The 24,176-nt window shown below is 45.8% G+C and carries 15 protein-coding genes; 11 read left to right on the top strand and 4 right to left on the bottom strand.

What is annotated here, in order from left to right; translation table 11 throughout:
- Positions 1 to 169 precede the first annotated feature (169 nt).
- The gene (locus tag AC1RR2_RS02045; protein WP_493220634.1) at positions 170 to 967 is read right to left on the bottom strand and encodes a PP2C family protein-serine/threonine phosphatase; all 798 of its coding nucleotides are present in this window, start codon (positions 965 to 967) and stop codon (positions 170 to 172) included.
- Between the two features lie 79 nt (positions 968 to 1,046).
- Here AC1RR2_RS02045 and AC1RR2_RS02040 point away from each other — a divergent pair, with 79 nt between their 5' ends.
- The 4 genes from AC1RR2_RS02040 to pbpG all read left to right on the top strand — a co-directional run bounded on the left by AC1RR2_RS02040 (position 1,047) and on the right by pbpG (position 5,394).
- Complete coding sequence (locus AC1RR2_RS02040) at positions 1,047 to 1,247, top strand: YdcH family protein (protein ID WP_493220633.1); 201 nt, start codon at positions 1,047 to 1,049, stop codon at positions 1,245 to 1,247.
- 84 nt (positions 1,248 to 1,331) lie between these two features.
- Entirely contained in the window at positions 1,332 to 3,356 is a 2,025-nt protein-coding gene (gene yoaA, locus AC1RR2_RS02035; protein ID WP_493220632.1) for a DNA repair helicase YoaA, read from the top strand.
- 62 nt (positions 3,357 to 3,418) lie between these two features.
- Positions 3,419 to 4,114 carry a nitroreductase gene (locus tag AC1RR2_RS02030; RefSeq protein WP_493220631.1) on the top strand — a complete coding sequence of 232 codons (696 nt, stop codon included), beginning with the start codon at positions 3,419 to 3,421 and terminating at the stop codon, positions 4,112 to 4,114.
- Between the two features lie 197 nt (positions 4,115 to 4,311).
- The gene (pbpG, locus tag AC1RR2_RS02025; protein WP_493220630.1) at positions 4,312 to 5,394 is read left to right on the top strand and encodes a D-alanyl-D-alanine endopeptidase; all 1,083 of its coding nucleotides are present in this window, start codon (positions 4,312 to 4,314) and stop codon (positions 5,392 to 5,394) included.
- Between the two features lie 69 nt (positions 5,395 to 5,463).
- On the opposite strand, the gene glnE is transcribed toward pbpG, so the two are convergent.
- Positions 5,464 to 8,181 (bottom strand): bifunctional [glutamate--ammonia ligase]-adenylyl-L-tyrosine phosphorylase/[glutamate--ammonia-ligase] adenylyltransferase, encoded by a 2,718-nt coding sequence (gene glnE / locus AC1RR2_RS02020; RefSeq protein ID WP_493220629.1) that lies wholly within the window; start codon positions 8,179 to 8,181, stop codon positions 5,464 to 5,466.
- Positions 8,182 to 8,682: 501 nt separating this feature from the next.
- On the opposite strand from glnE, the gene AC1RR2_RS02015 reads away from it, so the two are divergent.
- From AC1RR2_RS02015 to aroG, 5 genes are all read left to right on the top strand, one after another.
- Positions 8,683 to 12,933 carry a YhdP family protein gene (locus AC1RR2_RS02015; protein WP_493220691.1) on the top strand — a complete coding sequence of 1,417 codons (4,251 nt, stop codon included), beginning with the start codon at positions 8,683 to 8,685 and terminating at the stop codon, positions 12,931 to 12,933.
- Between the two features lie 5 nt (positions 12,934 to 12,938).
- Positions 12,939 to 13,742, top strand: a complete 804-nt coding sequence (locus AC1RR2_RS02010) for a carbon-nitrogen hydrolase family protein (RefSeq protein ID WP_493220628.1) — start codon at positions 12,939 to 12,941, stop codon at positions 13,740 to 13,742.
- Between the two features lie 115 nt (positions 13,743 to 13,857).
- Positions 13,858 to 15,318, top strand: coding sequence for a metalloprotease TldD (tldD, locus tag AC1RR2_RS02005; protein WP_493220627.1), 1,461 nt, complete (start codon positions 13,858 to 13,860; stop codon positions 15,316 to 15,318).
- 183 nt (positions 15,319 to 15,501) lie between these two features.
- Entirely contained in the window at positions 15,502 to 16,191 is a 690-nt protein-coding gene (locus AC1RR2_RS02000) for a nitroreductase family protein (RefSeq protein WP_493220626.1), read from the top strand.
- A gap of 408 nt (positions 16,192 to 16,599) precedes the next feature.
- On the top strand, positions 16,600 to 17,658 hold the full coding sequence (aroG, locus tag AC1RR2_RS01995) for a 3-deoxy-7-phosphoheptulonate synthase AroG (protein WP_493220625.1): 1,059 nt from the start codon (positions 16,600 to 16,602) through the stop codon (positions 17,656 to 17,658).
- 68 nt (positions 17,659 to 17,726) lie between these two features.
- Here aroG and AC1RR2_RS01990 read toward each other — a convergent pair whose 3' ends face one another.
- Both AC1RR2_RS01990 and AC1RR2_RS01985 read right to left on the bottom strand, forming a co-directional pair.
- Complete coding sequence (locus tag AC1RR2_RS01990; RefSeq protein WP_493220624.1) at positions 17,727 to 18,380, bottom strand: retropepsin-like aspartic protease family protein; 654 nt, start codon at positions 18,378 to 18,380, stop codon at positions 17,727 to 17,729.
- A gap of 17 nt (positions 18,381 to 18,397) precedes the next feature.
- A complete protein-coding gene (locus AC1RR2_RS01985; RefSeq protein ID WP_493220623.1) occupies positions 18,398 to 18,889 on the bottom strand; it encodes a YajQ family cyclic di-GMP-binding protein in 492 nt (163 codons plus the stop codon).
- Between the two features lie 175 nt (positions 18,890 to 19,064).
- On the opposite strand from AC1RR2_RS01985, the gene murB reads away from it, so the two are divergent.
- On the top strand, positions 19,065 to 20,105 hold the full coding sequence (gene murB, locus AC1RR2_RS01980; RefSeq protein ID WP_493220622.1) for a UDP-N-acetylmuramate dehydrogenase: 1,041 nt from the start codon (positions 19,065 to 19,067) through the stop codon (positions 20,103 to 20,105).
- Positions 20,106 to 20,164: 59 nt separating this feature from the next.
- Positions 20,165 to 24,166 carry a Pls/PosA family non-ribosomal peptide synthetase gene (locus tag AC1RR2_RS01975; RefSeq protein WP_493220621.1) on the top strand — a complete coding sequence of 1,334 codons (4,002 nt, stop codon included), beginning with the start codon at positions 20,165 to 20,167 and terminating at the stop codon, positions 24,164 to 24,166.
- The last annotated feature ends 10 nt before the right edge of the window (positions 24,167 to 24,176 follow it).

Here is a 24,176-nt window from a genome sequence, read left to right as displayed (position 1 = left end):
CATTTTTGTTGCTCTTCGTTGCCAATAGCTCGCTACTGGCGCCTCATTCGCACCAAAACTGCCTCGAAAAGTGCATCCCTCGTCATCTCAAATCCTAACGGAAAATCTCGGTTAAATAAAAAAGCCCCACTAATTTTTTTTAGTGAGGCTTTTTTTATTTAAAATTGAGCTAATTGGCGCGGGTCATTTTCTTGGCAATATAGTTTTTTTGTTCGACTGGAGGTTGCACCAGTTTGACAATCGCAAAAGAAACATTATCTCCGTGCGAGTTGGCACGTTCTCTGGCTTTGCGTATCATCAATTCTGATGCTTGGCGGGGGCTACTAGCACCCACTGCTACCGATAATTCGATATCCGCAAAGTAATGCCATAAGCCATCGGAGCACAATAGGAATGAGTCTCCAGCTGCTAAGTTGTCTTTCTCGCCAAATGACACATAGGGAATGGCATTTTTTGAACCTAAGACATTCACCAGCACGTTAGACATTTTATGATTTTTTGCCTCTTCTGCTGTGATAGTTCCTTCGTCTACTAAACGTTCAACATAAGAGTGATCCTTCGTTCGTTCTGCAAAGTTAGGCCCTGAGAAACGATAAAGGCGCGAATCGCCAACATGAGCCCAGACTGCTTTTTCGGGAGAGACGACGAGTGCTACGAATGTGCTGTGAGGTTCTTTTTCGGAGGAAACTGCTGATAATTTAATGACAGTATGGGCTTCATGTACTATGGCTTCTAGCATTGCTTTGATGTCGTTGCCAGGAAAAAATTCGTCGAACAACATCTTAGCTGAGCGTACCACTTGTTCCGCCGCAATAGCGCCACCACTTTTACCACCCATCCCGTCAGCGACGACCGCCATCATATGGCCGGGCGCGTTAGGCGCGGCAAAAAGTGCCACGCGGTCTTGTTGTTCTTTACGATCACCGATATGTTGAGCGGTGCCAGCTTCGATCTTATATTGGCTCATACGTCTTGGTAGATTACACTAGTCGGAAATTCCGATTTTTTTAAATTAACTCGTTGCATTTTACTCGCTCTTATAGCTTATGGACCATACAAATCAAATTCGAATGCGTATTTGTGAATTAGAAGTCGAACATCGTGATCTTGATTCCGTGATAGAGACCATTATTAAGGATCCCAATCACGATGAATTGCAATTGCGTCGCTTGAAAAAACGTAAGCTGCAACTCAAGGATTACATATCACTATTGAAAATGCAACTCTCGCCAGATATTCCAGCGTGATGATGTAGATTTCTAATTTTCTTCGCTCCTTTCCTGTAGGCTGTCAGGAGTATGTTTTTTTGTTGTATTTGATTGTGCAATATTTTGATTGAACATAATTTAAATTCGGATGGCAGTAGTATTCATGATCGTGAAGTCGAACAGATTTTCGGTGAATCAGGTGTTCTAAGCTCATCGGTTCAAGGCTATCGTTCGCGCCAGGCGCAGATTGAAATGGCGAAAGCAATTGCTTATGCGATTGAAAATCAAAAAACTTTATTGGCCGAAGCGGGCACTGGCACGGGTAAAACTTTTGCTTATCTTATCCCCGCATTATTGTGGGGTGGCAAAGTCATTGTTTCCACCGGCACCAAAAACCTACAAGACCAATTGTATTTACGCGATATCCCCACCATCAAAAAAGTCTTAAAGGCGCCAGTGTCGGTTGCCTTGTTAAAGGGACGTGCGAACTATCTTTGTCATTTTCATTTAGAGCGTACCCTGCAAAATGGTCGCCTGACTTCACGCGAAGACGTTGGTTATCTACGTGATATTTCTCGCTTTATTAAAACCACGAGTAGTGGCGATAAGGCCGAGCTGGCGAGAGTTCCAGAGACTGCCGCGGTATGGAATCTGGTGACATCAACTAAAGATACTTGCATGGGGTCCGAATGTCAGTATTATCAGGATTGCTTTGTAATGAAAGCGCGCAAGGAAGCGCAGCAGGCTGATGTTGTAGTGGTCAATCATCACTTATTTTTTGCCGACCTGGCATTAAAAGATACCGGTATTGCGGAATTGCTGCCGTCGGCGAATACCGTTATTTTTGATGAAGCACATCAATTGCCCGAAACAGCGACATTATTTTTCGGCGAATCGATCTCAACATCGCAAATTTTAGAGCTCTGTCGCGATAGTTTGGCAGAAGGTTTATCGCATGCGCGCGATGGTGCGGAATGGGCAAAAGTTGTCTCACCAGTAGAACGTGCAGCACGCGATTTACGTCTCTGTTTCGCGCAGGATTCGATGCGGATGTCCCTGCAACAAATTGCACCGTCGAGCCCATTCTTTCCAGCGTTGGAAACCTTGAAAGACAGTCTTGGCGATTTGATTGGTGTTTTGGAAAAACAAGCGGAACGTGCGGAAACCATAGAGCAATGCCGGGTGCGCGCACTTGATCTGCAAACGAAGCTAGATGACTGGCGCGAACTCGACCCTAATGCAAAAGAAAGTAAGGGTAAACCTGAATGCGTGTTGTGGGTAGAGGCATATTCAACTTCCTTACAATTGCATAGAACTCCGCTATCGATTGCCCCCATTTTTAACAAGCAACGAGAAGGCGTGCCGCGTACCTGGATATTCGCATCAGCGACCATGGCGGTGAAAAATGATTTCAGCCATTATGTGTCGCAGATGGGTTTGTGGGATGAGCCAGCCCGCACCTGGCCTAGCCCTTTTAATTATCAGGAACAAGGTATCCTCTATGTGCCAGATGGCATGCCGCAGCCCAACTCCAGAGAGTATACCGACGCGGTAGTGGACGCTGCTTTGCCAGTGATTGAGGCTGCTGGTGGGCGCAGCTTTGTATTGTGTACGACGAATAAGGCGGTCAAGCATTGCGCGGAAAGGTTGAGAGATGAATTCACTAAACGTGCATTGAATTTCCCCTTGTTTGTTCAAGGCGATGCGGGACGTACCGAATTGTTGGATCGATTTCGGGCATCAGGAAATGGAGTACTGATCGGTAGTCAGAGCTTCTGGGAAGGGGTTGACGTTCGTGGCGAAGCCTTATCATTGGTTGTCATTGATAAGCTACCGTTCGCGCCGCCTGATGATCCGGTATTAGCGGCTCGCATAGAAGCGATGGAAAAAAAAGGTTTGAATGGTTTCGTCCATCATCAACTGCCAGAAGCAATTATCAATTTGAAGCAGGGCGCCGGGCGTTTAATTCGTGATGAGACTGACCGTGGTGTGTTGATGATTTGCGATCCACGACTTATTTCTAAGCCTTATGGCAAACGCATCTGGCAAAGCCTGCCACCATTTACGCGTAGCCGTGAGTTAAGTGTGATCTTGGATTTTTTTGCTGAATTGGATAAGGCACGTGTCACGAAATTAACGCAGTTGTAAAGTAAATAGTTTGGATTAAAGTCAGCACTAATTGCTGATCAATTCATTAAAAGGACATAGAAATGATTTCAAACACCGTGCAAGAAGTCGTGGATCAGGTGATTCGTTCTCGACGTTCTTTACGCGCATTCTTACCTACGCCCGTATCCACGGAAGATATTCAGGCCATACTCGAGATTGCAGCTCGCGCACCCTCGGGTACCAATACTCAACCTTGGAAGGTTACGGTTTTGCGCGGCGCAAGCTTGCAGCGTCTTTCTGGCGCAATTTTAGCCGCACATAACAATCCTGAGCTAGCAAAAACACATACCGAGGAATACAAATACTATCCTGTTGAATGGCGCAGCCCGTATATCGATAGACGGCGTAAAGTTGGGTGGGATTTGTACGCCTTACTCAATTTAACGCGTGAAAATAAAGTCGGCATGCATGTACAGCATGGACGCAATTATCAATTTTTTGACGCGCCAGTGGGTTTGATTTTTACGATAGACCGCATTATGGAGCAGGGATCTTGGTTGGACTACGGCATGTTTTTACAGAACATCATGCTCGCGGCGCGTGCTCGTGGTTTGGATACTTGCCCGCAGGCGGCGTTTACGCAATATCACAAAATTATTGAAGAACACTTGCAATTGCCTGAAGAGCAAATGGTGGTTTGTGGCATGTCATTGGGCTTTGCAGATATGTCGAAAATAGAAAATAGCTTGATAACCGAGCGAGCAGTGTTGACTGAGTACGTCAGTTTTTTGGATTGATCGTATTTTCTAATCAAGGTCGGCATACTGTTTTTATACTGAAATATGCCGAAAGATATATTTTATTTATCTCATTTGCTTGCAACTTGTAGATTTGTAGTGAAGAAGTGGCGCTAAGTCTTTAATTCTCTTGCGAATTATCAAGAATTTGCTACACTTCGTTCCACTAGGAAATTTTTCGTCTCAAGGAGTATTACATGGTTGCACTAAGTCTGAAGTCTATGGTGACATCTATGTTAGGTTTTTCTAAAGTATCAATTAATAAATCCGCACTATCAGTGCTTGCCATAGCCTCAGTTCTCGTTCTCTCTCAAGCCCAGGCAGCTACGAACTCCAGTCATCATCGCGCGAAAAAAGCACAAGTGATCAAAAGCACTTCGCATAAGTCTAAAGTGGCTTATAGCAAAGTATCTAAAAAATCCAAACAAAAAACTTTGGCAGCAAAAGCCTCCAAACAACGCCATGCGCTTCGCTTGGTTAAAGACTCGCGTCCTAGTGCGGGCGATGTGGCTGGTTTGAAACAGGCAGATGCATTGGCGCTCGCTTCGAATGTTGCCTTCGTGGTTGATCAGGATAGCTCAACTGTTTTATTTGAAAAAAATGCGGAAGTTTCCTTGCCAATCGCTTCAATTACAAAGTTGATGACGAGTTTGGTTGTAGTCGAAGCAAAGCAAGATTTGAATGAAATGATTGATATCACTGCGGAAGACTTGGACAAAGAAAAAGGTACAGGATCTCGTTTGGCGATAGGTGCTAAGTTATCGCGTGCTGATTTGTTGCATATTGCTTTGATGAGCTCTGAAAATCGCGCTGCCTCTGCGTTGGGGCGCAATTACCCAGGTGGCTTGCCAGCGTTTGTTGCGGCCATGAACGCCAAGGCCAAACAATTGGGTATGAATGATACTTTGTATGTGGATTCCAGCGGCTTGTCGAGTAAGAACGTGGCAAGTGCACGTGACTTAGTCAAATTGATCAATGCAGCTTACCAGTATCCTTTAATTCGTGAATATTCAACCGATTCTAAATATGCGGTAAATCCCAAAGGTAAGCAATTGCTCGAATATGGTACAACCAATAAATTAGTGGCGAGTTCAGATTGGAATATAGGCCTGCAAAAAACAGGTTATATCGCAGAAGCAGGACGTTGTTTGGTGATGCAGGCCATCATCGAGGGCCGTGCTGTGGTAATGGTATTTCTTGATTCCAAGGGTAAGTACTCTCGATTGGCGGATGCTGGTCGTATAAAAAAATGGATAACGGCGATGCATCCGCAAGGATAAAAGGCTGTCGCTCGAAATACGCCAAAGGCTTTGCATCGCAAAGCCTTTTTTATGCCCTCACGCAAATCGCTACGTAAATAAAACACCCCATAATGCTTCACTAGCGAGAATGACGTGGGCCACTTTTTCAGTTTGGACTCGTGCTTTTTCTTCGCCTTGTAAGCGCATATTGTGCTGATATTTGCGTAAAACTCTATAAGTATTTGCGGTTTCTAAAGCGAGCTTCAAATCGATTAAACCGAGTTCTCCACAACGTTTTAATAGCGCGATATTGCCGATGTTGCCGGTCAATTCAGGATATTCATGTGCATGCAGCAGCACTAAATATTGCACCATGAACTCTATATCTATCATGCCGCCGTGGTCATGTTTCAAGTCGAATAAATCAGTGCGATTTACATTCGCTTCCCGCATTTTTTTACGCATGCTAATTACTTCGGATTTCAGAATTTCTGGTTCACGTCGCAAGCGCAAAACCGTTTCTCTTATTTGCTCAAATTTAGCACCAATTGCTACATCTCCAGCGCAAAAGCGAGCACGTGTCAATGCTTGATGCTCCCACAGCCAAGCTGATTTTTCTTGATAACGTTCGAATGAATTAACTGAAGATACCATCAGCCCACTCGCGCCGTCAGGACGTAAAGCGATATCAATGTCAAATAACACCCCGGAAGAGGTATGCGAAGTCATCCATGTGATGAAGCGCTGCGCGAGTTTTGCATATAGCGCAGGCGCATCTTGGTCTTCATCATCGTATAAAAAAATGACATCGAGATCTGAGGCATAACTCAATTCTTTACCACCTAATTTGCCGTAAGCGATGACCGCAAAACGTGGTACTGGGCGATGTCGATTCGGGATACTTTGCCAGACCGCCTGAATGACTGCTTCCACCATAATGTCAGCTAATTTTGATAAGGCATCAGCCAAATGTTCTACGCTCAATCGACCTTCCAGATCTTGCGCCAATAAACGGAACAATAAGGCGTGATGCATTTCTCTTAGCGTATCTAACTGCGTTTCAATGTCGCCGTCTTGCTGCTGCAGATTAAGTCTAAGTTCCTGACTGAATGCATTCCAATCAGGGACTTGATGCAATACCGATTCATCTAATAATTCATCAAGTAAGATAGGATGGCGACTCAGAAACTTGGCCGCCCAATCGCTCGCATTCATCATGCGAATCAAGCGCTCTAATGCATGAGGAAATTCACTCAGTAGCGAAAGGTAGGCACTGCGTCGTGCGATCTGCTCTAAGAAATCGAGCAAGCGTGGCACGGTGTCTGTTTGCCCTTCAGTTTGTTTGGACAGAATGGTCAGCGCATGGTTGATCAAGCCGGTCATTTTTTGCTGGCTCGCATCCGACAAAGACTGCATTTTTGTTGATTGCCACGTGCTTGCAAGTCGCTGTGCCACCGCTTTGGCCTCTTGAAATCCTAGGCTTTGCAGATGCAACTCTATCGTTTCGACGGCCTCTGGATCAGACAGATTAGGCGCATATAATTGTTCTGTCTTTTTATCTGACTTGTCTTTGAAAATAGCGTCAAACTGTTCGGCCACAAATTGCATGTGAGGAATCAGTACGGCATTTAAGGCGTTGACATTTGGGTAACCCATCATTTGCGCCACGATATGCTGATCCTCCAGCTTAGCGGGGAAAATGTGGGTTTGGGCATCGTCGAGATACTGCAAGCGATGTTCAACGTCACGCAGGAAGGTATAAGCAAGCATCAGTTGACTCACGACTTGTTGATCGAGTATGCCTTTTTCAGCAAGTGTTATCAAAGTCTGGCGAGTAGAGCGGTCACGCAACACTGCTTCGCGCCCGCCACGTATCAATTGAAATACTTGCGCCAAAAATTCTACTTCACGTATACCACCGCGTCCCAATTTCACATTGATACCACGATCTGGGTGCCGGGTTTCCTGACGCACGACTTCCGCGCGTATCTGATGGTGCATATTGCGTAGTGAGTCGATCACGCCGTAGTCGAGATAACGTCTATACACAAATGGAAAAATAATTTGGTTCAATGCCGCGATGTGTTCTGGTTTGCCAGTAATGGCACGCGCTTTGACCCAAGCATAACGTTCCCATTCACGTCCTTGCACCAAAAAATAGTCTTCGACCATACTAAAACTGGCGACTAAGGGGCCAGAATTACCATTGGGGCGCAAGGCCATGTCAACCCGAAATGAGAAACCATCTTCGGTAATTTCTGAGATCGCCGCGATTAATTTTTTGCCGAGTCGACTAAAAAACTCGTGGTTAGAAAGCTCTCGTTGTTCTGGTCCCGCTTTGGTTTCGCCATTTTCGCTATAACAAAAAATGAGATCAATATCGGATGAGACATTCAGTTCATATCCGCCTAGCTTGCCCATGCCTAAAACAATTAATTCCTGCTCCTCACCACTTTCTTCACCTATCGGTTCGCCGTGTAGCGTCACCATTTCTGCCATTAAATGGCGTAAATGTGTTTGCACTACAAAATCGGCGAGTTCACTAATAGCAGTGATAACGTCGTTTAGCTTTGCCGCGCCAGTCAAGTCGCGCCAGATTAAGCTAGCGAGCACAAGATTTCGGGTGCGACGCATTGCTGCAGCCAAACTGACGCCTTGCGCGATTTCATTTTGTAAAAGTTCGCCAAAAGTGGCCGTGCTCAGGGATAATTGCGCTATATTTTCAAGCTCTTGAGCTCTTGTGCTTTTGGCATTTAACCAGCGACTCAGAAAACGCGAGCGTAAAGCAGGATGTAGTGGGTCAGATAGTACGAAAGTAGGAGTCATAGTATTGCGGTCAAATGGTGGCAAATTGCAAAAGCAGGCGCACTGTTGTGCAGAAGGACAACGATGCCTAAATGCATTGTAAAGCCAGAGTATAGAATCACAAACACATGCGTTGATTTAAATTGAAACGGGTGTGAGCTGGCAAAGTAGTGGTCAATTGTGCTGTGAATTGATACTCTATGTCATTAATTTATATAGATGCCTTTAATGGCAATTTTTGAATTCTTTCTGAGAGAACTCCGCACAAACTTTGGCGTGACCGAATTTTGAATCTGCGATGCTCACTGTGTTTTAACATAGTTGCGCTTATCGATTCAAACTTCGACCGCTCGCGACATTTGTATCGAGTTCACTATGAAGTAAACGGGGGAGTATGCGGTTGTTTATAGCTTTACTGATGTCGCGCTTACTTGTGCTACAGGACGCCCCTATTTTTTCTGAGTTTTTTTGTTCGGCTCCAACGTGAAATTGGAATCGTCACAATCATCCTTACTAACAGAGATGCAGCCGCAAGATCCTGTGCGTGGCTGGCGTAAGGTCGTCCGAAATGCGCGCGGGGCCTGCTTCCTTATCGCGTGCCACAGTGGTCGAGGTTTGAAAAGAACTTTTGCCATAGCGATGAAGTGCTTGTTAGTGCTGTATTTTTTGTTCGCCTTCTTATTTCTACTACTGCGTTACGTGGTGCTGCCAGGCCTTGAAAATTACAAAACCGACATAGAGCAGTTTGCCAGCCTCAAAATGGGGCGACAAGTTCGTATCGAAAAGATTCAAGCTGGGTGGCAAAATTTCAATCCGCAATTGACGCTCAACAACGTCGTTATTCATGACCAGTCATCCAAGCCAGCATTGAGCTTGCCTGAAGTTCGCACCAGCATTTCCTGGTGGTCCTTGTTCGTGTTGGATATCAGGTTCGACAAGATTTCTGTGTTGAAGCCCAGCTTAAAAATACTAAGAGATCGTGAAGGCAGCATACAAGTCGCTGGCTTTCCTATTAAATTGAAACAACAGGCGAATCAGGATGATGCTGGCATAGACTGGATCTTGGCTCAGCATGAAATTAGTATCCAAGACGGGCAAATGAGCTGGGACGATCAATTGCAGGGAAATCCTGTTTTAGAGTTAAATGAAGTTAATTTCGTGTTGGAAAATCAGTGGCATAAACATCGTTTTGCGCTGCATGCAAAGCCACCGGCGTGGTTAGCGGCACCGGTCGATATTCGCGGTAATTTTAGTCAATCGGTTTTTGCTCATAAAAAAACCGATGTGGCGTCTTGGTCGGGTGAGCTTTACTCGGATCTCAAACAGGCTGACTTGCCTGTCATTCATCGATATTTCCCTTTGCCAGTGAAGCTCGATAAGGGCGTGGGTACATTACGATCTTGGGTGAAATTGGATCGGGGGCGAATTGTCGACTTCACCGCAGATGTACGTTTGCAAGACGTGCTAGGGAAATTTCGACGTGATTTGCCGGTCTTGGATATGGCACGAGTGAGCGGTCGTATCATCGCCGCCGAGCGGGTTGCAGACAATCACCGTTATTTATCGTGGGTGCCGGGTCAGGCAGGACATAGCCTTGCTTTGGTTGACTTTTCTATGCAAACCCGGGATGGCTTATTATTGCCTGCAACCACGCTAAAAGAGACTTTTACGCCAGGGGAAAACGGTCAGGGCGAAAAAGTGGAACTTTACGCTCAGTCACTTGATCTGCATTCTTTAGCCAATTTTGCTGAACATCTACCTATTCCTTTGGATCAACGCCGTTTGCTAATTGATGTCGCACCGAAAGGCGTATTGAAAGAATTTACCGCACGGTGGCAAGGTAGTTTCCCCGAAATTTCTAGCTATAGTATTAAAGGCCATTTCAGTAATCTCGAAATGCAACCGTTGAAGGCGCAACTTGCACGCCCTAGAGTAGGAAAGATCCCAGCGAGAGCTGCGGTACCCGCGATTCCCGGATTTGATAACTTGTCTGGTGCTATCGATGCGACCGACAAAGGCGGCAGTTTCACTTTGGATTCGCATGATCTGGTGTTGCAATTGCCCAGCTATTTTGTTGATCCTTTGATGCCTTTTAAAAGCTTGCAAATGCACGCGCAGTGGCAATTTGTTGGCGGCGACAAATTGTTATTTCAAGTTCATGATATGGATTTTGAGCAAGACGGTGCTATTGCTTCTTTGAGCGGCAAACATATTTTATCCATGAGCCAACAAGATTTGGGTGAAGTCGATATTAGCGGACGTTTGAATGGTTTTGATCTAAAAACGATTAATCGTTACATTCCTGCACACACGCCTGAGGATCTGCGTTACTGGTTGAGCAATGCTTTACTCGATGGCACGGCGAATGACGTGGTTTTTCGCCTTAAAGGTCCTTTAGCACAATTCCCATTTCATAAAAAAGAAGGGCGTAGCTTGGAACAAAGCGAGTTCTTTGTGAAGGGCAATCTTCAAGCAGGTAAATTGAATTTCTTGCCTGGTGTTTTTGCAAAAGACGGGGCTGCGCCTTTTTGGCCGATGATAGAAAATATCAAGGGAAACTTTATTTTTGATCGCGCCCGTATGGAAATTCGTGCGGACAGCGGAATGACTAATGGTGTTACTGTTTCGAAAGTAAAAGCAATCATTCCAGATTTGATGGAACACAATTCTGTATTGCAGATTGATGGCATCGCCAGCGGTGGATTGCAAACTATGCTCAGTTACGTCAAGGCCAGTCCTGTGGATGATTGGTTGGGCAATTTCTTGCACGATACGCTCGCGACGGGCAATGCTCAGTTGGGCTTAAAGTTGCAGTTACCTTTGCATACGATTATGGATTCTAAAGTGCAGGGTATTCTGCAATTTGGGGCAAACGATACGACACTGCAAGCTGATTTGCCATTGATCACAGGATTAAATGGTCGTATCGAGTTTAATGAACGTGGTTTAAATTTGAGTAATTTGAAAGCATCGATGCTAGGTGGTGTTGTGCAGGCGAGCGGCGGTACTCAGAAAGATGGCGCTATTCGCATTAAACTGGAAGGTATCGCTAGTGCAGATGGGATACGAAAACATTTTGCGGATGTGGATTTGGGCGGACTTTTAACTGGATTGAGCGGCGAAAGTCGTTATGCGACGCAGATTAATGTCAAGCAGCATCAGACCGAAGTGATTGTGGATTCTGCTTTGCAAGGTTTAGGATGGAATCTGCCTGCACCATTAAACAAAGCGGCCAATGAAAGCTTAGCCTTGAAATTTGAGCTCCTGCCTGATATCGCCGGTATAAATGGCGAATCACGTGAACAGATAAAACTCAGCGTTGGTAGTCGACTTAATGCTCATTATCAACGTAAAAAATCAAATGAAAAAAATGCAAAGTGGCAAGTGGCACGTGGCAGCGTTGCGGTAAATGGACCAGCGATATTGCCGGATAGTGGTCTCAGTGTACATATCGATACTAAATCTTTGAATGTTGACGAATGGCGTCGTGTATTGGAAAAAGGAAGCAAACCCGCTGAAGGAAATATTGAGGGGGCTACAGGGATTGCGCAGAATTTACAAGCACCGTTGCTAGAGCGGAAAAAGAATCCTGATATCGCACAGTATTTGGAGCCGAATACTTTTTCCGTAACAACGGACGAAATATTTTTGTTTGGAAAAAAATTAGATCATATTGTGCTCGGTGCTTCCCATCAATTTGGCTTGTGGCAGGCAAATTTAGATTCTAAGCAGGCATCGGGCTATCTGACCTGGAATGGCTTAGGCAATCAGCAGCCGAACGGGCAGATATCTGCACGTTTGAGTCGCTTAATGATCCCTAAATCAGCGGCATCGGATGTAGGTGATTTGTTGGAAGCGAAAAATACAACCAAACAAATCCCTAATCTCGATATTCAAGTTGAAAATTTCGAATTGTTTGATAAGAAGTTAGGGCGTTTGGACTTGAATGCCAGCAATACTCTGGCGGCACAAGGTCGCGAATGGCACATCGATAAATTAAATCTAAAAAATGAAGATGCGGAGCTCAGCGCCAGTGGCAAATGGGTGGCGAGAGCCAATGACAGTCAGACCAATTTGCGCTATGTTTTAGATATCGCAAACTCCGGGAAACTGTTGGACAGGTTAGATTTTCCGGGAGTGATGCGGGGTGGTAAAGGGCGTTTGGAAGGAGATGCACAATGGACAGGATTGCCATTCGATATTGATATTCCTAGTTTAAGCGGGCAATTGCAATTAAAGTTGGCGGCTGGGCAGTTCCTCAAAGTAGATCCAGGTGCTGCTAAATTACTTGGTGTGTTGAGCATGCAGTCTTTGCCACGCCGATTTACTTTAGATTTTCGTGATGTTTTTTCAGATGGATTTGCTTTCGATACGATCACGGGAACAGCGCAGATACAGCATGGAATCGCTAAGACTGATAATCTAAAAATGAATAGCGTGAATGCAACCGTTTTAATGGAAGGTAATGCCGACGTCGCGAAAGAATCCCAAGATTTGCATGTCGCTGTGATTCCTGATTTGAACGCAGGGGCAGCTTCGGTGGTGTATGGTCTGGCGGTTAATCCAGTGATAGGTTTAGGTACTTTCTTAGCCCAATTGTTTTTTAGGGATCCATTAAAGCGCGCATTTACCTATGAGTACCAAATCACGGGTCCTTGGAAAAACCCTGTCGTGACTAAGATAGAAAATAAAGAGCGCCAACAAATTTTAGATAAGCAAAAAGCAGAGCAATTAAAAGCTGAACAAGAGAAAAATAAGGCAGAAGTGAAATAAGGACTATGATGAAAATCGCGGCGATACAAATGGTGTCGGTATCTCATCCAGACACCAATATGCAAACAGCAAAACGATTGTTGCAGCAAGCCAAGCTAGCTGGTGCCGAGCTGGCAGTCTTACCCGAATACTGGTCGATCATGGGCTTGCGCGATACCGATAAGGTGGCGTATGCAGAAACACCTGGGAATGGCACATTACAGAATTTTTTAAAGCAGATGGCGCAAGAGTTGCAGATGACTATTATCGGCGGCACTATTCCTTTGCAGTCAGGTGATAGCCATAAAATTTATAATGCCTGTCTGGCGTTTGATTCCAGCGGAACGCAAATTGCGCGCTACGATAAAATTCACTTGTTTGGTTTTACGAATGGCGAAGAAAGCTACCAAGAATCAAACACGATACAAGCAGGCAATGACATAGTTAGTTTTGATAGTGCGATAGGCAAAATTGGATTGGGTATTTGTTACGACCTGCGTTTTCCAGAGTTATTCCGAAATATGGGCACATGTAGTTTGTTAGTTTTGCCCGCTGCCTTCACCTATACGACAGGACAGGCGCATTGGGAAATTCTGCTGCGTGCCCGAGCAATTGAAAACCAATGTTATGTGCTGGCTTCAGCGCAAGGTGGTACTCATGACAGTGGTCGCAAGACTTGGGGGCATAGTATGTTGATTGATCCTTGGGGCAAGATCTTGAGTTGCCTGGAGCAGGGGGAGGGCTTTGTCGTCGCTGATCTGGACAGTGAAGTCATGCAGAATATCCGTAACAACTTGCCAGCCTTAAAGCACCGACGTTTTGCTTGTTAGTCCTTATTTAGTCGTGATTGTTCTTCTAACGAGTAGCAACACGAAATACTCTACAATACGCAAGTTAACAGCCACTATGGCAGTCAAAAATGATAGCCAATAAAGATTGAATAATATGACACCATTTGATTCGAATTTAAAACATCTTGCGATCGCTCGCGATATCCTTTTGACGCCGTTTGGCTTGGATGAAACCAAGTTGGCGTCAGCCTTGAAAACCATGTTCACGCATAAAATTGATTATGCTGATCTGTATTTTCAGTTCACCAAGAATGAAGCTTGGAGTCTGGAAGAAGGTATCGTGAAGACGGGCAGTTTTTCTATTGATCAAGGTGTCGGCGTGCGCGCCGTGTCCGGTGATAAAACGGCGTTTTCGTATTCTGACGAAATTTCCGAACATGCACTATTAGAGGCTGCCGCAGCAACGCGCACAATTGCGCGTGCTGGTGCTGGCAAGATACAAGTTGCCTCCTCTATGCAAGGCATACAAGGCCATAATTTATTTTTGCAAGATGATCCATTAGCTTCATTGGATGCAACACAGAAAGTCGCTTTGCTAGAACGCATCGAGAAAATTGCGCGTGCTAAAGATCCACGCATCGTGCAAGTGATGGCCAGCCTGGCAGGCGAATACGATGTGATTTTGGTGGCTCGTAGTGATGGCGTTATTGCCGCCGATGTCCGTCCTTTGGTACGTATGTCATTGACCGTTATTGCAGAACAAAATGGACGTCGTGAAACGGGTTCTAGCGGTGGCGGCGGTCGCTATAACTTTTCGTATTTTACTGACACGATGTTGGAACAATACGCGGATGATGCAGTGAAATCAGCCTTGGTTAATCTGGATGCGCGCCCGGCTCCTGCTGGCCCTATGACTGTGGTGCTTGGTTCTGGCTGGCCAGGGGTCTTATTGCATGAAGCGATTGGTCATGGACTGGAAGGTGATTTTAATCGTAAAGGTTCGAGTACCTTTGCTGGTCGTATCGGCGATAGAGTCGCCGCTAAAGGTGTTACTGTCGTGGATGATGGCACTTTAGAGAATCGTCGGGGCTCTTTGAACATTGATGACGAGGGTAATCCTACTCAATGCACTACCTTGATTGAGGATGGCATACTCAAAGGCTATATTCAAGACACCATGAACGCACGTCTGATGAAAATGCCTGTGACGGGTAACGCGCGTCGTGAATCTTTCGCTCATTTGCCTATGCCACGTATGACCAACACCTATATGTTGGGTGGTGATAAAGATCCGGCAGAGATTTTGGCGTCAGTGAAAAATGGTTTGTACGCGGTCAATTTCGGCGGTGGACAAGTCGACATTACTAACGGTAAGTTCGTCTTCTCGGCTAGCGAAGCCTATATGATAGAAGATGGTAAAGTCACTTACCCAGTGAAAGGCGCAACCCTGATCGGTAACGGCCCTGACGTATTAAATCGTGTATCAATGATAGGTAATGACATGCGCCTTGACTCGGGTGTCGGTGTTTGTGGCAAAGAAGGGCAAAGTGTGCCCGTGGGCGTGGGACAGCCGACTTTGCGCATTGACGGCTTGGTCGTAGGTGGAACCGCCTGATCGTTTGTTGAAATAGCGCCAATAAAAAATCAACGGCAAAAGTTCGTATTGTCTATACATCTTTTAGCCGTTGATTGATTGTCAAAAAGCCTTTATTTTTGCAACTTGTATTGAATGTCATTTTGCGTCTTGAGTAGATTAGATATTGTGATTACAGTGTCTTTTTTCTACGAAAGGATCAGCATGTCTAAACTTTCCTTCAATCAAGGCTCCCCCCAATTTATCCCCTTGAGCACTTATCGCGCCTATCCAGAAAGTGAGATGGAAACGCGCGCTGCAGAGTTTTACCAAGAGCTTGCGCGTCGTAAAACCATACGAGAATTTTCCTCCGAGCCGGTGTCACGTAAGGTAATAGAGCAATGCCTGTTGGCGGCCGGAACAGCACCGTCTGGCGCCAATCATCAGCCATGGCATTTCGCCGTTGTCAGCGACCCAGAATTGAAGCACCGTATCCGCGTTGAAGCAGAAATCGAAGAGCGTGAATTTTATGAGCGCCGTGCGCCGCAAGAATGGAAAGATGCCTTAGCACCATTGGGCACAGATTCAGACAAACCATTTTTAGAAGTTGCACCTTATTTGATCGCAATCTTCGGTCAAAAAAGCACTTTGATGGACGATGGTACCGCAGTTAAAAATTACTACGTGCCAGAATCGGTTTCAATTGCCACCGGATTTTTGATTGCAGCTTTGCACCATGCAGGCTTGGCGACTTTGACACATACTCCAAGTCCTATGGGATTTTTGAATGAGCTGTTAGATCGTCCTGATAATGAAAAGCCCTACATACTGTTGGTGGTCGGCTACCCTGCTGATCATTGCATGGTGCCAAACATTCGTAAGAAAGCTTTGAATGAGATTGCCAGTTTTTTATAGGGCTTAATAAGTTAATGCATATAAGCTTATGTCCTAAGTCATATGTTGGCTCAAGGCTTTTGCAAATATACGCGCATATTCAGATAAATTGCTTGCCAACAGCGTGCTGATGTTGTTATAGTCGTCCCATTCGATCACGAGGTTTTCATGAATTTTGCACGATTTTACTTTCACTTTTACTTTAGCTATTCCAACCCTAAGGCGGTGGAGAAGCGGTAAGTTCACGTAGAAGCAAAATCGACGTACAGAGAACCTAACCGATCCAAAAAAACCGCCAGTCTTGGCGGTTTTTTTTTGCCTGTTGAAATTTATTCGACAGATAAGCGGATAGGTAAAACCGATCAAACTAATTTTCTAAACACTATTTTTAAATCTATTTTTATCTAACTGAAACTTCGGGAAAACATCATGCAACGCACAGACGATTTACGTATTCGAGAAATGAAAGAGCTGCTTCCACCTTCGCATTTGATACGCGAATTTGCTTGCTCCGATAAAGCCTCAGAAGTCACTGCCAATGCGCGCTCCGCATTGCATAACATTCTGCAAGCCAAAGACGATAGAGTCATGGTGGTGATAGGTCCTTGCTCGATTCACGACACGAAAGCGACTCTCGAGTATGCAAAAAAACTCGCTGCAGCCCGTGTGCAATTTGCTGGTGAATTAGAAATCGTGATGCGTGTGTATTTTGAAAAACCACGCACTACGGTTGGCTGGAAAGGCTTGATCAATGATCCGTATATGGACAATAGTTTCCGTATCAACGACGGCCTGCGCATTGCCCGTGAATTGCTATTGAATATTAATGAACTTGGCCTGCCAGCGGGTACTGAATATCTGGATATGATCAGCCCACAATATATCGCCGACTTAATCAGTTGGGGTGCAATTGGCGCGCGCACCACCGAATCACAAGTGCATAGGGAATTGGCATCTGGTTTGTCCTGCCCAGTGGGGTTCAAGAACGGTACCGATGGGAACGTAAAGATCGCGGTGGATGCGATCAAAGCCTCTTCACAACCGCATCACTTCTTGTCCGTGACAAAAGGTGGTCACTCTGCGATTGTGTCGACAAATGGCAATGAAGACTGCCACATTATTTTGCGTGGCGGTAAAACACCAAATTATGATGCTGCCAGTGTTGACGCTGCGGCGAAAGATATTGCGGCGAATGGCTTACAGCCACGCATTATGATAGACGCATCACATGCGAATAGTTCTAAGAATCCTTTGAACCAAATTCCAGTTTGCGCTGATATCGCTGCTCAAATTGCAGGTGGCGATCGACGTATCGTCGGCGTCATGATTGAATCGAATCTGGTGGCTGGGCGTCAGGATTTAGTGGCTGGCAAGGAGCTGGTCTATGGGCAGTCGATTACCGATGGCTGTATTGATTGGACGGATAGTGAAAAAGTTTTGCAAGGATTGGCTGACGCGGTAAAACAACGTCGTACAGTGCTGGCATAAATATAGAAAAAGAGTCGGATCTCTTATAGGCTCGACTCTTTTTTATAGGGGGCATGCCGTCTATTAAGTTACATTTTCTTAGTAAGTACCATTTGCTGCCCTTCGCGTACCATACTCAGCCGTTTTAAAAACGACATGCCGAGTAAACAAATATTCAGGTCACCTTCGTGTATCGATGCTTCCACTTGAAATAGTTCTATGTCGCCGACTTTGAGCGAGTCGAGTTTAACTAGGTAAATCGGAACTATGCCATTCGCTGTGTTGGAACGGGCTCGTATACCTTTACGATAATCAATTCCCAGGCGTATCGCTTCTGATGCTGGGATCGCGACAAAGCTGGCACCCGTATCAACAATCATACGCAAGCTACTACCACCATTGATTTGACCCTGCGTGAAAAAATGCCCGAGTTCGTTGGCGTGTAAGGTAAGGCTGGCGTATTTGGATTCGTTATTACTGCGCATGCCACCGTGACCGAGATACAAGATTTGTCGCTTGCCTTCGAATTCTATGGTTGCACTATTGCTGGTGGTGGCAATCAGCTTGATCGTGCTGTCGATGGTGCTACCGATGGCGTACATTTTCGGCGCTTTGCCATCGACCACCAGCATGGCTTTTCCATTGCTTAAAGCGACTAGACTAATGTCAGCGGCCCATGAAGTCAGGCTGATGCCGAACAAAGTAGCAAACAGGACGAATCGCTTAAGGCCGGGAAAGAACATGCTGGTCTGGTCCTGCATTAATCGCGGAAATTATTAAACTCCAGCGGTAAATCTTTGATTTCCTTGCGCAACATCGCCATTGCAGCTTGCAAGTCATCGCGCTTAGCGCCGGTCACCCGCACAGCATCACCTTGAATACTGGCTTGTACCTTCATCTTGCTATCTTTGATGACTTTCACGATTTTTTTTGCATCTTCCGTCTGTATGCCGTTCTTGACCTTGATGACTTTTTTTACTTTGTCACCGCCTATTTTTTGCACATCACCAATGTCAAGGAAGCGTACATCGACGCCGCGTTTGCCCATAGTTTGGGTAACTTCGATCATGATTTGGTCAAGGTGGAAATCAGAGTCGCCAAAGATCGTGATTTCGCGTTCTTTGTCTTTGAGCTCAACTTTGGCGCTAGTGCCTTTCAGATCAAAGCGATTCGTCACAACCTTATTGGTTTGTGCAATCGCGTTCTTGACTTCTTCCATATTGGCTTCGGAGACGGTATCGAATGATGGCATGGGATTTCCTAATAGAAAAAATTTGAAGTAATAATGCAGGAGCAAGTGAAAAATCTGGAAATAGCGGAATTTTTCTGCGGTGGCGCTATTTTAACAAAAACTTAGGCTAACTTTACAGGCAATTTCAGGCGAAACAGCAGGGAAATAGCCTATTCCCGACTATAATCTTGTCTCTATGAAACCTGAATTTACACTACAGCAAGATGTCTCACTGCAAAGCTTGAATAGCTTTGGCATCAACGCGCAAGCACATCGATTTCTACGTATTGAAAAGCTATCGCAGTTACAAACAGTCTGGTCGCAAACTCAAGCAGACGCTGAGCTTGCGAGCCTGCCTCGTTTCGTGCTTGGGGGCGGGAGCAATGTCATTTTGTCGGATTATTTGCCCCATCTGGTTTTGCACATGGCGATCATGGGACGTGAATTATCGGGCGAGACGGAGGATTACTTTATTGTTCGTGCTGGTGCGGGTGAAAACTGGCATGCCTTCGTGCAATGGACATTAGCGCAAGGCTATGGCGGCCTTGAAAATCTCTCCTTAATTCCTGGCACCGTCGGCGCTTCGCCTATACAAAACATAGGCGCTTATGGTGTGGAAATGCAAGACTGTTTTCATAACCTGACCGCCTTTGATTTTGTCACTGGCGAGCTAAAAACTTTCCAAAAACAAGATTGTGCCTTTGGCTACCGCGATAGCATTTTCAAGCGTGGTGAGCAAGATCGTTATGTGATTATCGATGTCAGTTTTGCCTTGCCTAAAAAGTGGCAGCCACGCTTGGCTTATGGCGATGTGGCGAAGTATCTGCAAGATCGCAATCTTGCTGAACCAACGCCGTTAGACGTCAGCGCTGCGATTATTGCGATACGTCAGAGTAAATTGCCAGATCCTGCCGTGATCGGTAACGCAGGGAGTTTTTTCAAGAATCCGATTGTGTCGGCTGAATTACGCAATCACCTACTGCAACAACATCCACATTGCGTTAGCTATCCACAAATCAATGGTGATTTTAAGTTGGCAGCAGGTTGGTTGATTGAGCAATGTGGCTGGAAAGCTCGTCGTCGGAACGCCGTCGGTGTTTACGAAAAGCAGGCGCTGGTACTGGTTAATTTGGGCGGTGCGACCGGTGCAGATGTCAGAGCTTTGGCGCAAGAAATTCAAGCTGATGTCTTTAAAAAATTTGGAGTCGGACTCGAAGTCGAACCTGTATTTGTATAAACCTTCAATCAGAAAAATATAGTGGATGACGCAGACTTTAACCATCCAAGAAAAAATGAATGAAATCTGACAGCAATATTTTGTACGGTAATGTACAGCCCGAATTAATCAAAGCAGAATGTTTAGCAGATTTGCTGGAAGCGACTATCCAGACAAGGCCAGAAAAGATCGCACTTTTTAGCGACCATGAACAGCTTAGCTACGCGGAATTGGGGGCACGTGCCGATCTGGTTGCTCATCATCTTATTCAAGCAGGTGTGAAGCCCGGTGACATACTGGGATTGTGGCTGCCGCGCGGGATAGAGCTATTAGTCATGCAAGCCGGAATCGCGAAAAGCGGTGCTGCTTGGCTGCCATTTGACGCAGAAGTGCCTGTGGATAGGATAGCAGTTTGTCTGGACGATGCGCAGGCGGTAGGGTTGTTAACGGCAGATGAATTTCTGCCGCAACTTGGACACTTAGCAACTGCTATTTTTACGGCAGCAAATTTGTCATGTGTTGTAGATACTCAATTGCTCAGGCGCGGTGTAGTCGATGTGAATGATCCTGCCTATGTGATCTATACCTCGGGCTCAACAGGTAAGCCAAAAGGCATACTCATTAATCAAGGCAGTATTTGCCACTACTTACGCAGTGAGAATAGCGTCTTAGGAATTACAGGTAATGATCGTGTCTATCAAGGTTTTTCGGTGGCATTTGACATGTCATTTGAAGAAATTTGGATCAGTTATTTAGTTGGTGCAACTTTATGGATAGCACCAAAAGAAGTCGCGCTTGATCCCGATGCCTTGCCACGTGCTTTGATCAGTAATCAGATTACGGTATTGCACGCGGTTCCTACCTTGTTGGCTCTATTTAGCATAGACGTGCCTTGCCTGCGTCTGATCAATCTTGGTGGTGAGATGTGTCCGGCTAGTTTAGTAGATCGCTGGGCCGTCAACGGTCGTCAAATGTTTAATACTTATGGGCCGACCGAAGCGACAGTATCTGCCAGTCTGGCGCCATTGCGTGCTGGTGAGCCTGTGACGATAGGTATTCCATTGCCGAATTATGGTTTGTTAGTGATTGATCCTGAGGTTGAAAAAGGTTTGCGCTTGTTAGAACGTGGTGAAACGGGTGAGCTTTGTATTTTTGGCCCGGGTGTTGCGGCGGGGTATCTTGGTCGCCCTGATTTAACTGCAGAAAAATTTCTAGAAAACCCTTGGGCAAACAATTCACTTAACGATCGTATCTATCGAACAGGTGATTTGGCTAAGATAGGCGAAGACGGCACCGTGCAATGCCTGGGACGCGCTGATGATCAGGTAAAAATACGTGGCTTTCGAGTTGAATTAGGTGAAATCGAAGCAGTATTAGCGAGGCAAAACGGGGTTGGTACGGTTGCGGTGATTTTGCGTTCGGAGCAGGGCATAGATCAATTGATTGCCTTTATCGTTCGTGAAACGGGTGCGGATTTAGTGGCAGTCAACGCCAGCAACTTACGGCTAGCATTAACCCAAAGTTTGCCCGCCTACATGGTGCCAACGCGTTATGAATTTCTGGATGAGATGCCACGCCTAAGCTCTGGCAAAATTGATAGGAAAACTTTAAAGGCACAAGAGTTAGCGCTACAAACATTGTCATCTGAAAGTGATATTGCTGAAACCGAAGCGGAATCTTGCCTGTTTGAGGCTTTGACTCGCTTATTTCCCGGACAGGCAATTCGTCGTGACTCAGACTTTTTTACTGATCTCGGCGGACATTCTTTAATGGCAGCACGCCTGGTGTCATCTTTGCGCCTCGATCCACGTTTTGCGTACTTTAAAATCAGCGATATTTATCAACAGCGGCGCTTAGGGCAAATTGCCACAGTGATGCAAGAAGGTCTGATCAAAGCAACAGATCAAACGCAAGCCGCAGCATCATGGACTCCACCATCATCGCTGAAACGTTGGGTATGTGGTCTTGCGCAGGCGACGATGATTCCGTGCTTGGTTGCCTTCCGTATGTTGCAGTGGTTGACGCCTTTTTTTGCGTATCATTTTTTTACTGGTGATTGCGGAGATTCGATTCCACGTGCAGTTGCATTATCTCTAGCTTGTTTCTTGCTGGTGACGATTTCAGAGTTCTTCTTGGCGATTGCGGCGAAATGGCTCATTCTCGGACGCATGAAGCCCGGCAAATATCCTTTGTGGGGCGTGACTTATTTTCGCTGGTGGCTAGTCGACAGAATTATCGAAGCTGCGCCTGCTTATATGCTGAGTGGATCATCGATTTACACCTGGTGGCTCAGAGCATTAGGTGCAAAAATTGGGGATGATGTTTTAATCGGTTCGATTACTTTACGCGTACCTGATTTGTTGTCTATCGATACTGGTGTCAGTATAGGAAACGCCTGCAATTTTGAAAACGCACGAGTCGAAAAAGGCTATTTGCACGTGGGATGCATCGATATCGGCGCACATGCCTACGTGGGGTCGTATGCGGTGATAGAAGGCGACACCAAAATGGAAACGCAAGCACATTTAGCAGGACAATCTTCCTTGGTAGATGGGCAAAGTATTCCTACGCAAAGAATGTGGGAAGGATCTCCTGCGCGCGATAATGGCTTATTTGATTCCCAGGCATTGCCGCAACGTCCACCCGTTAGTGATATGAGAAAACTGGGTGAAGCCCTATTTTTTATATTCGGTAGTTTGAGTATTTCCGCACTGTTTTTCTTACCCGTTTTTCCTACTTTCATTTTGATCGACTGGCTGGATACTTTAGAACTTTTACCGAGTACGCAAAACGCGGAAGTGATACGTCAACTGAGTGAATATTTTATTTTTGCTTTTCCTGCGACGGCGGTCTTGATTATTTGCACGGCAATTTTGTCTGCTGGTATACGCTGGGGCTTATTGCCAAAGTTGACGCCAGGGCGTTACGCCGTGCATAGCAATGTCTACTGTAGTAAGTGGTTGGTGAATCAAATTCAGGAATCGAGTTTAAATGTCTTGCATGGCGTGTATGCCACGATTTATTCACCATTTTGGTATCGCATGTTGGGAGCCAAAGTCGGCAAGGGGGCTGAGGTCTCGACGGCACTGGGTGTGGTACCCGACATGCTGACTTTAGGTGATGAATGTTTTATTGCCGATGCGGTCATGTTAGGTGATGAAGAGATAGATCAAGGCTGGATGTCGGTGCAAGCGACCGAAGTTTCGCGTCGTAGTTTTGTTGGGAATGGCGCGTATATTCCTGATGGCACCGTGATCCCCGAGAACGTCTTGATCGGTGTCCATACCAGTGCTCCAGCGAATGGCGTAATGCGCAGTGGCGATACCTGGATAGGTTCGCCTGCCATGAATTTGCCGGCGCGTGAAGAAGTCAGAGGTTTCGCTGAAAATCTGACCTTCAAACCCTCCTTATGGCGACGTTTTGCCCGTGGCTTAATTGAGGCTTTCCGCATCATCGCACCGCATGCGTTGGTGATTGCTATCGGTTACACGATTGTGCTCGATCTGATGCCACTGGCAGCGGAAGAACGCTGGGTGGACGTACTGTATTACCTCGTGATTTCTGGTTTGCTGTATGGGGCTGGATGTTTTGTTTTTATTTTCCTGGCGAAATGGATATTCATAGGTCGTTACAAGAAAAGCAGCCATCCTATGTGGACCTGGTTTGTCTGGTCATCCGAAGCGATTACCAATTTGTACGAAGGGATAGCGGTACCCAATTTCATGCGTTACCTGAAAGGGACACCTTGGCTGCCATTGGCCTTTAATTTATTAGGCGCAAAAATTGGTAAGGGTGTGTATTTGGATACCACCGATATCACTGAATTTGATTGTGTGACTATTGGTGCTTATAGTGAAATTAATGCCGCTGCTTGCCCGCAAACCCATTTGTTTGAAGACCGTGTAATGAAGGTTGATCACGTGCTGATCGGTGAACGTGTTTACCTTGGTCCGCGTAGCTTTGTGCTTTACAGCGCCGTAGTTGGCGACGATGCAAAACTGGGTGCTTTGACCTTGGTGATGAAAGGCGAATTTATTCCAGCCAATTCCAGTTGGCGCGGTTGCCCAGCGTCGATCGCTTAACTATTTAAAA

The sequence above is a fragment of the Undibacterium sp. GW821-FHT11H02 genome, assembly GCF_058808015.1.
Note: the sequence above shows the minus strand (reverse complement) of the source record. Positions and strands in the feature narration are given on the sequence as shown.